The sequence below is a fragment of the Bacillus sp. GW823-FHT06A11 genome, assembly GCF_058795355.1.
This window is the reverse complement of sequence record NZ_JBXAHS010000004.1, coordinates 336,256-350,330: the sequence shown is the minus strand read 5'-3', so window position 1 is coordinate 350,330 and position 14,075 is coordinate 336,256. Positions and strand designations below refer to the sequence as shown.

At 37.3% G+C, this 14,075-nt stretch carries 19 protein-coding genes; 4 read left to right on the top strand and 15 right to left on the bottom strand.

All coding sequences use genetic code 11. The features are described 5' to 3' along the window. Positions 1-25 precede the first annotated feature (25 nt). From AC1Q8L_RS20980 to AC1Q8L_RS20950, 7 genes are all read right to left on the bottom strand, one after another. Entirely contained in the window at positions 26-646 is a 621-nt protein-coding gene (locus AC1Q8L_RS20980) for a hypothetical protein (protein ID WP_000025200.1), read from the bottom strand. Then, the gene (locus AC1Q8L_RS20975; RefSeq protein ID WP_000260342.1) at positions 643-1,404 is read right to left on the bottom strand and encodes a MerR family transcriptional regulator; all 762 of its coding nucleotides are present in this window, start codon (positions 1,402-1,404) and stop codon (positions 643-645) included. Before AC1Q8L_RS20975 ends, AC1Q8L_RS20980 begins: the two co-directional genes overlap by 4 nt. A gap of 100 nt (positions 1,405-1,504) precedes the next feature. After that, positions 1,505-1,732: a hypothetical protein gene (locus AC1Q8L_RS20970; protein WP_000524131.1), complete on the bottom strand. Its 228-nt coding sequence runs from the start codon at positions 1,730-1,732 to the stop codon at positions 1,505-1,507. A gap of 16 nt (positions 1,733-1,748) precedes the next feature. Next, on the bottom strand, positions 1,749-2,144 hold the full coding sequence (locus AC1Q8L_RS20965; protein ID WP_000043994.1) for a hypothetical protein: 396 nt from the start codon (positions 2,142-2,144) through the stop codon (positions 1,749-1,751). Continuing rightward, complete coding sequence (locus AC1Q8L_RS20960) at positions 2,141-2,362, bottom strand: hypothetical protein (protein WP_001150200.1); 222 nt, start codon at positions 2,360-2,362, stop codon at positions 2,141-2,143. The genes AC1Q8L_RS20965 and AC1Q8L_RS20960 overlap by 4 nt, the downstream gene beginning before the upstream one ends. A gap of 49 nt (positions 2,363-2,411) precedes the next feature. Further along, positions 2,412-2,609: a helix-turn-helix transcriptional regulator gene (locus tag AC1Q8L_RS20955; protein ID WP_000538364.1), complete on the bottom strand. Its 198-nt coding sequence runs from the start codon at positions 2,607-2,609 to the stop codon at positions 2,412-2,414. A gap of 277 nt (positions 2,610-2,886) precedes the next feature. Next, positions 2,887-3,909, bottom strand: coding sequence for a YeiH family protein (locus AC1Q8L_RS20950; protein ID WP_000438413.1), 1,023 nt, complete (start codon positions 3,907-3,909; stop codon positions 2,887-2,889). A gap of 150 nt (positions 3,910-4,059) precedes the next feature. Between AC1Q8L_RS20950 and AC1Q8L_RS20945 the strand changes: the two genes are divergently transcribed. The 4 genes from AC1Q8L_RS20945 to AC1Q8L_RS20930 are packed head-to-tail and all read left to right on the top strand — an operon-like array spanning position 4,060 to position 6,258. Next, positions 4,060-4,953 carry a LysR family transcriptional regulator gene (locus tag AC1Q8L_RS20945; protein ID WP_098311962.1) on the top strand — a complete coding sequence of 298 codons (894 nt, stop codon included), beginning with the start codon at positions 4,060-4,062 and terminating at the stop codon, positions 4,951-4,953. Positions 4,954-5,004: 51 nt separating this feature from the next. Continuing rightward, on the top strand, positions 5,005-5,373 hold the full coding sequence (locus tag AC1Q8L_RS20940; protein ID WP_001219209.1) for a MerR family transcriptional regulator: 369 nt from the start codon (positions 5,005-5,007) through the stop codon (positions 5,371-5,373). Positions 5,374-5,377: 4 nt separating this feature from the next. Then, a complete protein-coding gene (locus tag AC1Q8L_RS20935) occupies positions 5,378-5,923 on the top strand; it encodes a flavodoxin family protein (RefSeq protein WP_000497602.1) in 546 nt (181 codons plus the stop codon). A 2-nt stretch (positions 5,924-5,925) separates the two neighbouring features. Next, a complete protein-coding gene (locus AC1Q8L_RS20930) occupies positions 5,926-6,258 on the top strand; it encodes a hypothetical protein (protein ID WP_002094198.1) in 333 nt (110 codons plus the stop codon). Between the two features lie 276 nt (positions 6,259-6,534). Here AC1Q8L_RS20930 and AC1Q8L_RS20925 read toward each other — a convergent pair whose 3' ends face one another. The 8 genes from AC1Q8L_RS20925 to cccB form a co-directional block, all read right to left on the bottom strand. Further along, complete coding sequence (locus AC1Q8L_RS20925) at positions 6,535-6,846, bottom strand: heavy metal-binding domain-containing protein (protein WP_000637523.1); 312 nt, start codon at positions 6,844-6,846, stop codon at positions 6,535-6,537. 65 nt (positions 6,847-6,911) lie between these two features. Further along, on the bottom strand, positions 6,912-8,627 hold the full coding sequence (locus AC1Q8L_RS20920; protein WP_000944628.1) for an ABC transporter ATP-binding protein: 1,716 nt from the start codon (positions 8,625-8,627) through the stop codon (positions 6,912-6,914). A gap of 69 nt (positions 8,628-8,696) precedes the next feature. After that, positions 8,697-8,831, bottom strand: coding sequence for a hypothetical protein (locus AC1Q8L_RS20915; protein ID WP_254906602.1), 135 nt, complete (start codon positions 8,829-8,831; stop codon positions 8,697-8,699). 65 nt (positions 8,832-8,896) lie between these two features. After that, on the bottom strand, positions 8,897-10,099 hold the full coding sequence (locus AC1Q8L_RS20910; RefSeq protein WP_016085217.1) for a PDZ domain-containing protein: 1,203 nt from the start codon (positions 10,097-10,099) through the stop codon (positions 8,897-8,899). A gap of 91 nt (positions 10,100-10,190) precedes the next feature. Further along, positions 10,191-11,627, bottom strand: a complete 1,437-nt coding sequence (locus AC1Q8L_RS20905) for a S41 family peptidase (RefSeq protein ID WP_000830318.1) — start codon at positions 11,625-11,627, stop codon at positions 10,191-10,193. 118 nt (positions 11,628-11,745) lie between these two features. Further along, positions 11,746-12,639 (bottom strand): permease-like cell division protein FtsX, encoded by an 894-nt coding sequence (ftsX, locus tag AC1Q8L_RS20900; RefSeq protein ID WP_000645028.1) that lies wholly within the window; start codon positions 12,637-12,639, stop codon positions 11,746-11,748. Continuing rightward, positions 12,629-13,315: a cell division ATP-binding protein FtsE gene (gene ftsE / locus AC1Q8L_RS20895; RefSeq protein ID WP_000594319.1), complete on the bottom strand. Its 687-nt coding sequence runs from the start codon at positions 13,313-13,315 to the stop codon at positions 12,629-12,631. The genes ftsX and ftsE overlap by 11 nt, the downstream gene beginning before the upstream one ends. 284 nt (positions 13,316-13,599) lie before the next feature. Continuing rightward, on the bottom strand, positions 13,600-13,923 hold the full coding sequence (gene cccB, locus AC1Q8L_RS20890; RefSeq protein WP_000727975.1) for a cytochrome c551: 324 nt from the start codon (positions 13,921-13,923) through the stop codon (positions 13,600-13,602). Between the last annotated feature and the right edge of the window lie 152 nt (positions 13,924-14,075).

The following is a 14,075-nucleotide window of genomic DNA, read 5'->3' as shown; positions in this document are numbered from 1 at the left end:
TGTATACCAGAAAAGCTACTTTCAACTATGAAAGTAGCTTTTCTTTTCCTTTCTCCTTCTTCGGAAAAACCACATATGAAAATGAAATCGCTGTATCAACTAAAAATATAATTGCCCACACTTGGCTCACGCGACTTGCAGCTTTATTTAAAACGATTCCCGATTCTAACCAATTACCCCATTGTTCAAATGGAATAAATCCATACGCGAAGAAAAAGAATATGTGCACACCGACGAATAAAACAAGATGTAATACCCAATTTTTTATTTCCTGCTTTGCATAGGCCATACCTGTTAATTCTACCTGTTCTTCAATAATAGGCGCCGGTTCATTACGCCATTTCGCAACTAGCTTTTGCGCAAATATATCAAGCTTCTTCAAATCCTTTTTCCCGTAGAAAACCGCATACAGTAAAATAATTACAGTAATGATTTGAAAATTAGAGAACTTTCCTGTTTGATAATAGTCCACTGCCCCTAATGTTAAAATAAACACTTCATTTACGAGGAGTACAATCCCCATAATAAAGCTCGCCTTCTTCAAACGGAATCCGTAACGGAGTAAAAAGAAACCGATAGCCGATAACCAAAATACAATCTCTGCTCCAATTAAAAAATACCAACGATATTCTGCGAGTATGCTCATTTATCCTTCTCCCTTTCATCATAAATACGAAAAGCTTCATCCATATATAATAAAAACTCTTCTTCAATTGGATACATGCTCATTTTCTGTGAATCTTCCTTTGATTTTCTAACTTCCCATAACTTATCTAAAAACGCTTCGTCACCATTAGCCATTTCTAAACACTTCTGCATTAATCTCTTCATTGCCCTTTGTACTTCATCACTAGTGGCTTCTTTACCCTCTTTCATAAAAATACGTAATTGCTTTAATAAATCTACCCATTCTAAAACATTCGGATCTTCCTCACTCATATTCGGCAAATTATGAAGCAACTTTTGTTCTTCCTTTGAAAATACTTCATTTTGAAATATTTCACGTATACGAGGAGACTGTTTTGAAAGCTGAATAAGTTCAAACATAACTTTCCAATCAAGTTCTCCCTCTACATCTACCGAATAAACAACCGCTTGTAAAACACGCTCCATTCGATTGAACTTCTTTTGCTCTTCTTGTACAAATCGAAGTTGGTTTTCAAGTGATTTTTTCAAATCCAGCTCACCTTTTACTAACATATTCGCAACTTCTTTTAATGAAAATCCCATTTCTTTTAAAAATAAAATTTGTTGCAAACGAATAACGTCAGCTTCACTATATAACCGATGCCCACCCTCTGTTTTTCCGCTCGGCTTTAATAAATCTATTTGATCATAATAACGTAGTGTACGTACTGTAACCCCTGTTTCTCTCGTCAATTCTTGTATTGAAATCACTACCATCACCTCTTCCCCCTCATTATAGAAGATGACGTTACGTAACTTTCAAGTGTTTTGTAAAAAAAATACAAAAAGCTGTTTATACAAAGTGTATAAACAGCTTTTATGGAAATAACCCCTTTTGTATGGCGCGCCCACAAAATAAAATAAGTGCTCCAACAACAACACTCGTTGCCGTTTTATGATAATGGGCTAATAATAATAAATAATACGATAAACCTACAGTACCAATCATAATACAAATACTCGGCACTGGATTACGAGAAAAATTTTGCATTCCCCAAAGAAGCGCAAATATAGCTGTAGCGACACATAACACCGGTAATCCCATCCCAGTTCCCCTTTTTCTATCTATTATTCCTTGTTGCTAACACGCTCGTTGATGCGATACTTATTAATACACCAAAAATAGTAATATATAATAGCTCAGTTACATGTACTGCTTGCCTATCTAAATACTTATTTACACAAAGATACATAATAAACAAGAAAACGAAGCTTGTAATACAAATCATAAAATATGACTTCATCTTGTTCACAACTCGCTCATCAATCGATGGTACTCCCTCTTCTTTCAAACGCTTCTGCTCTTTATATTCCGAAATTCCATATAAAATGACTAGCGCTACATTCGATATAAAAATAGTTCCCCACGAAATACTTAAAATCATTAAACTCGTATTTAAAAGAATTCCTGCTACAAGCAAACTCCCTACGAGTCTCATGACCTCTCTCTTACTCATACATGATTAGCCTCTTTTCGATTTCTATATTTCCACTTCGGCCAATAGTTCACAAGAAAATACACCCACTGCCCTAGTACAAATAAAACAAACGGCATACCAGCATTTCCATCAACAATTAAATTATATAAACTCCATATCGCTAAACTAATCGTAAAAAATAACCCTACATATTTAAACGCTTTATCTGACTGAAATCTCTCAAACTCATCCTGCATTTTTTATTCCCCCTATCGCTATGCTCGTTTTCCTACCATTTCTCTCCCCTTACTCCAGCGTAAAGATTTCCTCCACCTTCACTCCAAAATACTTGGCGATTTTTAAGGATAACTCTAGACTCGGATTGTAATGATGATTTTCAATCGCCACTATCGTCTGCCGCGTCACCTGCATCGCCTTTGCCATTTCAACTTGTGTTATATGATTTTGCTTTCTTAACTCTTTTATTTTATTTTTCACACCCATAGGATCCACCTTCAAAAGTAAAGATATCTTTACTTAAATTATAAATATTTTCCAGTTACAAGTAAAGATATCTTTACAAATTTTAGAAAAACATTTCACTGCATATTTTCTCTAACAAAGTACAAGAGTAATTCAATTTATATCAGCGATTTTTTAAATATATCAGCGCAACTTCATTTATATCGGCGATTTCCCAAATATATCGACATCAGTAGCACCATAAGCATAAGAAAGAAGCTGCCCCAAAATATCTTTTGGAACAGCTTCTTCGTCCTACTTATATAAATCCTAATCCCCATACAAGAACGTATCCAAGAACCGATAAGCAAACCGAGCCAATCAGCCCTGCCACGAATGCTTTACTTCCTAATTTACGGAAAGTTTTAAACTCTACATTTAAACCGAGCCCTGCCATCGCCATTGCGATTAGCATATAAGCAATGACAACAATGTATCCCGCAACAACTTCTGGAATAATCCCAAGCGAATGCACTGCACTCATTGCTAAAAACCCGAAGATGAACCACGGAATTGGAAGGTCGCGCCATGATCTTTTTTCCTCGCTACCTTCACTCTTACCAAACCATAATCCGATTAAAATCGCTACTGGTACAAGCATTGCAACGCGCGTTAGTTTCACGATAACTGCGATATCTACAGCCGTGCTTCCTCCTGGCGCCGCAGCCGCAATTACGTGAGCAATTTCATGCAGTGTCGCCCCTGAGAACACTCCATATCCGTATGGAGATAGGCCAAGCACTGGATATAATAACGTATAAATAAGCGTAAATATTGTACCTAAAATTGCAATGATCGCCGCTCCAACTGCTGTTTCGTCATCTTTTGCTTTCACTTGCGGTGCAATTGCCACGACTGCGGCCGCGCCGCAAATTGCCGTACCGCATGCTGTTAAAATCCCAAGTTTCTTTTCTACTTTAAATACTTTCGTTAGTCCGTATACAACAAAAATAGTAAATGTAATAACAACCGCCGCGATGACCAATACTTTCGGCCCCGCCTTCGCAATATCAACAAGATTTAATCGCATTCCAAGTAAGATGATCCCAAAGCGCAGTAACTTCTTACTCGCAAAGTTCGTTCCTGCAATCGCATCATGAGGAACTCCAATTGCAGCGCGCCAAACCATCCCAATTAGAATAGCAATTACTAATTGTCCCATAATATTTAAAAATGGAAGCTCTGCTAAATATTTCGCGGCAATTGCGATTAATAATGTAATCCCAATTCCTTGCGAAAATCCAAAGCCCTTCTTCTTTTGTATAACAAGTGTTTGTTCCACCTTGTACCACCCCAACAATCGTATTGGAACATGCATGTTCTTTCTACTTACATTATAAGAGAGTTTCTATAATAAGTTTAATACCAATACCAAATCTCTATCATCAGAAATACTTATGATAAGATGATAGAAAAGAAAGGAGCCCATTATATGAACGTAGACATTTTAAAAATTTTTGTTACTGTCGTTGAACAGAAACACTTCTCTCGTGCAGCGGAATTATTAAATCTTTCACAGCCTGGCGTAAGTATGCATATACGCAACTTAGAAAGCGAATTTGGAACTACACTCATTCAGCGATCTCCGAAACATGTCCAAGTCACGGAAGCTGGAAATATATTATATATACATGCAAAGCAAATGCTCTCTCTTTACGAAGATGCTAAGCAAGAAATTAATGAACTACATAACGTTGTAACAGGAACACTTCGCATCGGTGCTAGTTTTACAATTGGCGAATACTTACTTCCAAAAATACTCGCTAACTATGCGAATGAAAATCCACGCGTCGAAGTGCATACCTTTATCTCAAATACAGAAGAAGTTTTGCAAAGTCTTCGCTCTAATCAAATTGATATCGGCTTAGTGGAAGGGCAAGTCGTATACGCTGATGTTAACGTTGAAACATTTATGCAAGATGAAATGAAGCTCGTCGTTCCGCCAAATCATCCATTGCTCCGCACAAAGGAAATAAATGAAAGCACACTCCAAGACCAAGTATGGGTATTAAGAGAAAGTGGTTCTGGTACACGTGCTTATAGCGATCGATTTATTCATCAACACCATTTAAAAATGAAGCGATTCTTTACATTTAGCAGTATTCAAAGTGTGAAGGAAGCCGTCGCCGCCGGTCTTGGCATCGCTATACTTTCTGATTGGACTGTACGGAAAGAGCTACTAGCAAAAGAACTATTCCACATCGAGGTTCCAAATGAACAACTAATCCGTCCGTTCTCCATCGTGCGCGGCAAATATTTCATTCCCTCTAAAGCCATTCAAGTGTTCTTAAATCATGTAAATTCTTTTGCGAAAAAACAGCATTGACCTTCACATTAGTGTGAAGGTTTACAATACATGTAAAAGGAGTGAAACACATTGCGAATTGGAGAATTATCAAAAGAAACTGGCGTTAGTGAAAGATCACTAAGACATTACGAAGAAAAGGGATTACTCCCTTCTAAGCGCCTCGCAAATGGCTACCGTGATTTTGATGAAAGTGCCATCGGAAAAGTGGAGCTTATTCAAATGTACTTACAAATTGGCTTAAATTTAGAAGAGACGGCAAGGATGCTGCGCTGCCTTGAAATTGAACCGCACCTGTACGACAATCCGTGCAGCAGTATCCTTACGCTTTACGAAGATAAACTCAATGAAGTAACAAAGCAAATCACATTACTTTCCAATATCCAAACGAATTTGCAAAAACACGTTTCACTCCTAAAACAAGCAAAAGAAAAGGGATGATTACATGTTTGTTATACATGGCAGTTCAAGACAAAACGGAAATACGGAAGCTTTAACACATATGATGATTGATGGAATTGAAACAGAACAAATTTATTTACGTGATCACACAGTCTATCCTATTACAGATAAGCGTCATGATGCAGAAGGATTCCAACCTGTAAATGATGACTACGAGCAGTTAACGAAACGCATGTTAGAGCACGGCACGATTATCTTTGCTACACCATTATATTGGTACGGAATGAGTGGACATATGAAAAACTTTGTTGATCGCTGGTCACAAAGCTTGCGCGATACATCTCTTCATTTCAAAGAGAAAATGAAAGATAAAAAGATGTATGTTGTCATCGTTGGTGGAGACAATCCAAAACTGAAGGCATTGCCGCTTATTGCTCAGTTTCAATACATCTTCGATTTTGTTGGTTCATCATTTGAAGGATATATCATTGGAGATGCGAATGGATTAGATGAAGTCAAAAACGATGCTGAGGCGCTGGCAAAAGTACAATTGTATAATAATAAATTCAAAAATAGCGAACAGAAATAAGTTTGACAAACTATTTAGACTTAGCAACGCAAGAAGAATTAGAAACCATGTTACAAGAATATCCTGGCACAATACTTTTCATTAGCCATGACCGTGCCTTTATTCGCTCTGTTGCAGACCATATTCTACAAGTAGATGAGAGTGAACCAAGAGTATTCCACGGTAATTACGAGCAATACACAAAAAGAACAACCGGGAATTCTGTAAACGTTACTGAACAAGAATTATTAAGGTTACAAACAAAATTAACTGAAGTCATCAGCCGGATTTCTATACCCAATCATCACGATGACATCACATCTCTCAACCAAGAATACGAAACATTATTAGTTTAAATACGGAAATGTAAAGAAGCGCTCTAATGTCTTCCCTATATATCGACGGGACCTTCCGCATTTCCCAAGAAATATTGAAACTTCGACATATAAAGTAAAAAGCCATGCATCAGCACGGCTTTTTACTTTATCCCGCATTAACGGGCAGTAAGACTCCCACCTCAAAATTCGGTTAAGGCAAAGAAGGTAGATGGGAGACCAACTGCCCGTTAATGCCCGATTGGTTCAACTAATAATCAGTGGGGAACAAACACCCCCACTGATTAAAGTTTCACTTTATATACGAACAGCAGTCCCGCTCACAGCAACCATTAGCATCCCTTCGCGAACTACTTCGTAATCCACGTCAATACCAACAATGGCATTCGCATTTTTTTGTCTTGCGAAAGTTTTCATCTCTTCCATTGCAATGTCGCGCGCTTCTTTTAATTTACTTTCATAAGCACCCGCACGACCGCCGACAACGTCACGGACAGAAGCGAAGAGGTCACGAACGATATTCGCGCCCATAATCGCTTCTCCATTGACGATATCGATATACTCAATAATTTCTTTTCCTTGAATTGTAGACGTTGTTGTTACAATCATACTTTATAGCCTCCCATATGAGATTTTTACCTACTTATGGTGCACTAATTCAGTACAAATTATATTTACGAACTAAACTGAGCTTCGTATAACCTACTGTATCCTCCGCCACGCTCAATTAATTCATCATGTGAACCTTGTTCTGCAATACCGTCTTTATTTACAACGACGATTCGATCTGCATTTTTAATCGTTGCAAGTCTGTGAGCGATAATTAACGTTGTACGACCAGCTGCTAATTCAGCAAGTGATTTTTGAATTGCAAGTTCCGTCTCAGTATCTAGTGCGGAAGTAGCTTCATCTAGTATTAAAATTGGCGGGTTTTTCAAGAACATACGAGCAATTGCTAGACGCTGCTTCTGTCCACCAGAAAGTTTTACACCACGCTCACCGATAACAGTATCTAAACCGTCTGGTTGTGAGTAAATTAAGTCTTCTAACTGCGCACGTTTTACTGCCTGCCAAATTTCAGCTTCTGACGCCTTTAAGTTCCCGTAAGCAATATTTTCACGAATTGTTCCTGAGAATAAGAACACATCTTGCTGCACAATTCCAATTTGCTTACGAAGTGAAGATAATGTCATATCTTTCGTATCAATACCATCAATTTGAATTGATCCAGATGATTGCTCATAAAAACGTGGTAATAGGCTACATAACGTCGTTTTCCCTGCTCCTGATGGTCCAACGAACGCAACCGTTTCACCTGCATGTATGTTCAAACTAATATCATTTAAAATCGGTTCTTTATTTTCATATCCGAACGTAATGTTGTTATATTGAATATCACCATGTACCTGTTTAACTTCCATTGCATCTTTAGAGTCTACAATGTCAGGCTCTGTTTCAAGAAGCTCTACATACCTTTTAAAACCAGCGATTCCTTTCGGATAGCTTTCGATTACCGCGTTAATTTTTTCAATTGGACGGAAGAAAATATTCGTTAATAGAACGAATCCGATAAATCCACCGTATGTTAATTCTCCTTGCAGAACAAACCATGTACCGCATATTAATACGAAGAGCGTTACGAGACGCATGAGCATATAACTAATCGATGAATTTAAAGCCATAATTTTATACGCCATTAATTTCGTTGTACGGAAACGAGCGTTGTTCACAGCGAATTGCTCTTTCTCAAACTTTTCATTTCCGAATGCTTGTACAACGCGAATACCACCAACATTGTTCTCAATACATGCATTGAAATCAGCAACGTCTGAGAATAAACGTCTAAATGTACCTGTCATTTTTTTATTGAAGTAAAGTGCTAACCATAATAGGAATGGAATGACGAAGAACGTTAATAACGCTAACTTCCAGTTGATCATCATCATAAATGAGAATGCCCCAACTAAAGTCATTACGGCGATAAATAAATCTTCTGGTCCATGGTGAGCAATTTCCCCAATTTCCATTAAATCGTTTGTAAGGCGCGAAATTAAATGACCTGTTTTATTATTATCAAAAAATCTGAATGATAGCTTTTGAATATGATCAAATAATTTCTGCCTCATATCTGTTTCAATGTTAACACCAAGCATATGTCCCCAATATGTAACGACATATTGTAAGCCTGCATTTAACATATAAACTGCGAGTAAACCGAAACAAGCCCATAAAATAAGCGTCCAGTTTTGCCCTGGCAATAACTTATCAATAAATTGATTTACGATAAGCGGGAAGCCGAGTTCTAATAATCCTGCGACAACCGCACAAGAAAAGTCGAGTATAAATAAACCTTTATACGGTTTATAGTACGAGAAAAATTTACGCAGCATATCTTACCTCCATTTTCCAAAATTAAAAAGACTCCCTAAATGATAACCATTATCAAATAATTATTCAAGTTATCCGTCTATGAAACTGAAAATAAGCTTTGCGATAGCTGTCGTTTTTGGCCGGAAAGTCGATATATTCGAATAATCGCCGATATATTTCGAGTTACGCTGATATATTTGCAAAATCGCCGATATAAATTTCATTTACTAACTACCCTCCCCCCAAAAAACAAAAAAGGTACCACCACAAGGTGATACCTTTCCTTCTATTACATCGCTTCCGAATCCCACTCATGCTCCTGTTCAACGAATACAATACCTAATTCGTGATGTCCACCAGCATATAATGCAGTTTGTGCAAGACGAAGCTCACCATTTGTATCTAATACTTCTAATTTACAAAATGCTCCTGTCGTCTTCGTTTGAAGCGCATCATAAAATTCCTCGGCGCTTTTTGGAATGACTCCATTTACTTTCGTAATAATTTCTCCAGGCAGTAATTTCAGCTCTGCTCCAATTGTATTTGGAATTGTATCTAGTACAACGAGCCCATCATTGCGTGCAGCAAAATACGCTGGTCTTGTTTCATCGGCAATTTTCTCTTGCATCGAAATTGTGAAACGCCCAAGCATCGCGACTCCCATCGCGATAATTGCAAGTACGTGCCACCAGTAACTTGCGATTCCTAAAACGAGCACAAGTCCTGCTAATCCATAAACACGTCTTCCTGTAAATAATAAAGCTTCCGTCGGCTCATAACTTTTAATCTTTCTCATAAATCCAATTAAAAATGGAACGAGGAATAGAGAATATGTATTTGAACCTATTGAAACGACAGGCCACCATGAAATAAACTGCGTTACCGCATCACCCGGTACAAGAATAAAAATAGGAACGATCCATAAACGCTTTGATTCGTGTAAACCAATCTTTAATCCACGCTTCCCCTTCCTAATCTTCGGTGTAGAGTATCCTACCGCGTTTTTAGAAATCAATAAGCCTTCTACAATAAGCATAACGCCTAGTAAAATAGCAAGGGATACGATGGTATTCTCTTCACCTTCTCGAAGCTGTAAGAAGGAAACTGGTAGCTTAGAAGATAATAGAACACATACAATCGCAATGCTAAATGTATAAGCTGCCGATAAATATCGATACATAGCCGTTAATCCAAATAGTAATGTCCAAATTAAAATAGCCCATAAGCTTGCTTTAGAAACAACAAGTCCAAGCCCAATCGTAATAATAGATACTACTAATCCGTATCCAATCCCTGCAAATAGAGAGGTTCGCAGTTCAAACCAAATATCATAAACTTTAAAAGAAAAATCTTTTCGTTCTCTTAACATACGTAAGTATCCAACGAAGATACTACTTATTACAAATATATAGACAGCAGGGTGTAAGAAAAAACGTCCAACTGCCCGCATTATTTCAAAAATCCACGCCTCCACGAACTCATTCACCACCATTTATATCATTCTTTCTTTTTATATTATCACAACTAAACAAACGTTTGTTTAACACAAAAAAATACAGGCAGCAAACTGCCTGTATTTCTTCTTATTTTGCCATTAACTTTAATGCTGACTGTAATTGTAAATCATTTTCTCCAGAACGGATTTTTTCGATAATTTTAGTTTGAATCGCTTCAGCTGTCTTTTTATCAAGCTGTCCTGTCGCTTCCATCTCATTCGCATTTTGGAATGCTTTCAGCGCCGATTCTGTCTCTTTACTAAAGTATCCATCTTCACGACCTGGTACATACCCTAAGCTCTTAAGCATTTCTTGAGCATGTTTTACTTGTACATCATTTGAATTGTATGAAAGTGTTTTTTCAATTTGAATTGGTGTCGCATGATAATAATTTGGTTGCTTCACTTCTACTGTTGGTGCGATTCCTTTTTTATGAATCCAGTTCCCATCCGGTGTTAACCATTTAAACATTGTTAATTTAATGTTGCTGCCGTCTTTAAATGGAACAGCTTGCTGGACAGTACCTTTACCAAATGTTTTTTCACCAATTAAATCGTATCCTTCTCCTTCTTTCAGCGCACCCGCTAAAATCTCTGAAGCAGAAGCACTTCCATTATCAATTAATACTGAAATTGGATATGGTTTTCTCTCTTTCAGTTCCGTAGAGAATTTCTTCTTCTCACCATTTCGCTGCTCTACTTGTAGCATTGGCTTTTTATTCGTCATAATTTCCCCTAGTATATCTTCTACACTATTTAAATAGCCACCAGGATTACCACGCACGTCAATAACTAAGCCTTTTATATTTTTCTTCTCTAACTCTTTTAACTGATCCTTAAATTCCTTCGCTGTATTCTCAGCAAAAGAAGTGATTTGCATATAACCGATATCTTTTCCACTCTCTTGCTTCACAGAACTAAACACTGTAAAGATTGGAATCTTTTCACGCTTAATTTTAAATACAATCGGATCAGTTACTCCCGCACGTTTAATTTCAATTGCGACAGTCGTTCCCTTTTTACCACGAATTTTTAATACCGCTTCTTCACGTGATAAGTCTTTCACACTGTTTCCATCTACAGATAAAATTTGGTCATTCGGTTTAATTCCTATCTTTTCTGCTGGTGAACCTTTAATTGGCGATACGATAATAAGCTTATCGTCCGTCTTGTTCACCTCAGCCCCAATCCCCTCTAATTCAGGATCAAGCGATTCACTAAACTGTTTGGCTGTTTCTTTATCCATATACGTGGAATAAGGGTCCTTCAGCGTAGACAACATACCTTGTATTGCACCTTCAACTAACTTTTCATCTTTCACGTCTTCCACATAACGTGAATCAATTAGTGCATACGCCTCATTAATTTTTGCCAAATTCCCTTGCGCAGTGCTAGCATTCCCACTCGAAATTGTTTGCGTTACTTCTGCTGGGGTAACCCCAAATACAGACATGCCTGCAAACATTCCGCCAGCACCAATTAAAAATGCAACAACCATTCCAATAATTGCAACTCTACGTTTCAATGCGGAATTCCCCTTTCCAAAACACACAGGTGGTGTAGCAAAAGGCATCACACAGTGTGTGATGCCTTTACCTATTTCTACTATATGATAAGCTTGTACGAATTATGTTTGCAACTTTTTATACTTTTAAGAAGCGACGAATTGACATTACACTTCCCCACATACCGATTAAAGCACCGATTAACACTAGTAAACCAGCTAATTGGAATACGAAAGGACTGTATGGTAGAAGCTCGAAAATTGTTCCGCCAAGTTTTTCGTTAAACACACCTTGCAACGAATTATACGTAACTAGAATTAGGCCAATTGGAATAATTGATCCTAATACTCCTAAGAATAATCCCTCTAGCAAGAATGGCCAACGAATAAACCAGTTTGTTGCACCAACAAGTTTCATAATTTCAATTTCTGTACTACGAGCATAAATTGTAATTTTAATTGTATTAGAGATTAAGAACATCGCTGTGAATAAAAGACCAGCAATTAACGCAATCCCAATGTTACGACCAGTTTTTACAGTATCAAATAATCGTTCAACTTGCCCTTTTCCGTACTGAACATTACTGACAAACTGCATTTTTTCAACTTTCTTCGCGATTGTCGCTGTATCTGTTGGTTCTTTTGCTTTTACAACGAATACGTTTTTAAGTGGGTTATCTTGTTCAAATAACTCAAACGTTTTTCCACTATCACCTAAGCTTTTAATTAAACGTTTTAACTCTTCTTCTTTAGAAGAATATTTAATAGAATCTACTTTTGCAATCTTACTCATATCTTCTTCTAATTTCTTTTGATCCGCTTCTTTTGCAGCTGGATCAATGTGTACACGAATCTCTACATCTTGCTCTACTTTCGTCGCAAAATGGTTCATATTCATAATCGCTGTTAAAAAGACACCTACAAGTAATAATGTAACTGTTACTGCACTAACAGAAGCAAATGTCATCCATCCGTTACGTGATAGATTCTTTACACCTTCTCGCAAATGTCGACTAAGGGTCTTAGCCTTCATATCCGTATCCTCCCTCAATCTCATCTCGAACAATTTTTCCGCCTTCAATCGCGATTACACGATGACGGATTGTATTTACGATATCTGCATTATGCGTCGCCATAACGATCGTTGTGCCGCGCTCATTAATGCGAGTAAAAATATTCATAATATCAAGAGCTGTTTCAATATCTAAGTTACCTGTTGGCTCATCGGCAATTACAACCTTTGGTCTATTTACAATTGCTCTTGCAATAGCCACACGTTGTTGCTCCCCGCCCGAAAGCTCACTTGGAAGTGCGTCTGCACGATCTTCAAGGCCTACAAGACCTAGAACTTCTGTTACACGCTCACGAATTGCATCCGGTTCTTCTTCAATTACTTCTAAAGCAAACGCAACATTCTCATATACCGTTAATTTAGGTAGCAATTTAAAATCTTGGAAAATTACGCCTAATTGACGACGAAAATACGGAACGTCTCTTTCTGCCAATGTTTCGATAGTAAGTCCATTTACATTAATAGATCCTGTAGATGGTTTCTCTTCACGATACATCATTTTAATAAATGTAGATTTTCCGGCTCCACTCGGTCCAACTACGTATACGAATTCACCTTGTTTAATGTTAACTGTAAGACCAGCAATGGCTTTCATACCATTCGGGTACTCCTTATAAACATTCGTCATTTTTATCATTATTTATCACCCAATACTTAATGATTTTTTTCGAAATACTTTTCTGTACATCTGAAAATAAAAGACATCCTTCATTTTCACTTATTCATCCTTGTTGAAGGTAGTTTACTTATGCTTTCTCATAAGCAATACCACTCTATGTAATATATTTCAGCAAAATTCTACAAACCCCATTGTAACATCAAACGGTTTCCAATTTGGATACATTTTTGTTACAGTTATGTTACATCCCAGAAAAAGGAAAACGAGTTGACTATATTATCAACTCGTCCATTTCACCTTTTTTATTTATGTTCTGCTAACCATTCAGATACTTTTTTCGCATCTTCACCTTGAATAAGTCCTGGTGACATTGAACCGCGGCCTTTTTTAATAATCTCTTCGATATCTGCGGCGTCGTACTTACCGCCCACTTTTCTTAAGTCAGGTCCAGTTGCCCCTGATAAATCTGTTGCGTGACATCCAGCACAACTTCTTTGGAAAATTTGTTCTGCGCTGTCTGTGCTTGCAGACTGTTTCGAAGACTTACTCTCTTCTTTATTTCCGCATGCTCCTAAAGTAAAAACAACCGATGTCCCTAGCGCAATAGCCAACAATTTCTTTTTCACTTCTATCGCTCCCCATTGTTGATATTCTTTTTATTCCTAACACACTCATTTTCATTATAAGCATTATCTTTATATAGAAAAACTAAGGTGTATTTCATATTCCTCAAAAATACAGTGAGAACCTTGATAAAATAAAGCTTTCATAAGTTGTT

Coding starts and splice junctions, on each gene's coding strand:
- AC1Q8L_RS20980 (WP_000025200.1), bottom strand. CDS start 646: ATGAGCATACTCGCAGAATATCGTTGGTATTTTTTAATTGGAGCAGAG.
- AC1Q8L_RS20975 (WP_000260342.1), bottom strand. CDS start 1,404: ATGGTAGTGATTTCAATACAAGAATTGACGAGAGAAACAGGGGTTACA.
- AC1Q8L_RS20970 (WP_000524131.1), bottom strand. CDS start 1,732: ATGGGATTACCGGTGTTATGTGTCGCTACAGCTATATTTGCGCTTCTT.
- AC1Q8L_RS20965 (WP_000043994.1), bottom strand. CDS start 2,144: ATGAGTAAGAGAGAGGTCATGAGACTCGTAGGGAGTTTGCTTGTAGCA.
- AC1Q8L_RS20960 (WP_001150200.1), bottom strand. CDS start 2,362: ATGCAGGATGAGTTTGAGAGATTTCAGTCAGATAAAGCGTTTAAATAT.
- AC1Q8L_RS20955 (WP_000538364.1), bottom strand. CDS start 2,609: ATGGGTGTGAAAAATAAAATAAAAGAGTTAAGAAAGCAAAATCATATA.
- AC1Q8L_RS20945 (WP_098311962.1), top strand. CDS start 4,060: ATGAACGTAGACATTTTAAAAATTTTTGTTACTGTCGTTGAACAGAAA.
- AC1Q8L_RS20935 (WP_000497602.1), top strand. CDS start 5,378: ATGTTTGTTATACATGGCAGTTCAAGACAAAACGGAAATACGGAAGCT.
- AC1Q8L_RS20925 (WP_000637523.1), bottom strand. CDS start 6,846: ATGATTGTAACAACAACGTCTACAATTCAAGGAAAAGAAATTATTGAG.
- AC1Q8L_RS20920 (WP_000944628.1), bottom strand. CDS start 8,627: ATGCTGCGTAAATTTTTCTCGTACTATAAACCGTATAAAGGTTTATTT.
- AC1Q8L_RS20915 (WP_254906602.1), bottom strand. CDS start 8,831: ATGAAATTTATATCGGCGATTTTGCAAATATATCAGCGTAACTCGAAA.
- AC1Q8L_RS20910 (WP_016085217.1), bottom strand. CDS start 10,099: ATGGTGGTGAATGAGTTCGTGGAGGCGTGGATTTTTGAAATAATGCGG.
- ftsX (WP_000645028.1), bottom strand. CDS start 12,639: ATGAAGGCTAAGACCCTTAGTCGACATTTGCGAGAAGGTGTAAAGAAT.
- ftsE (WP_000594319.1), bottom strand. CDS start 13,315: ATGATAAAAATGACGAATGTTTATAAGGAGTACCCGAATGGTATGAAA.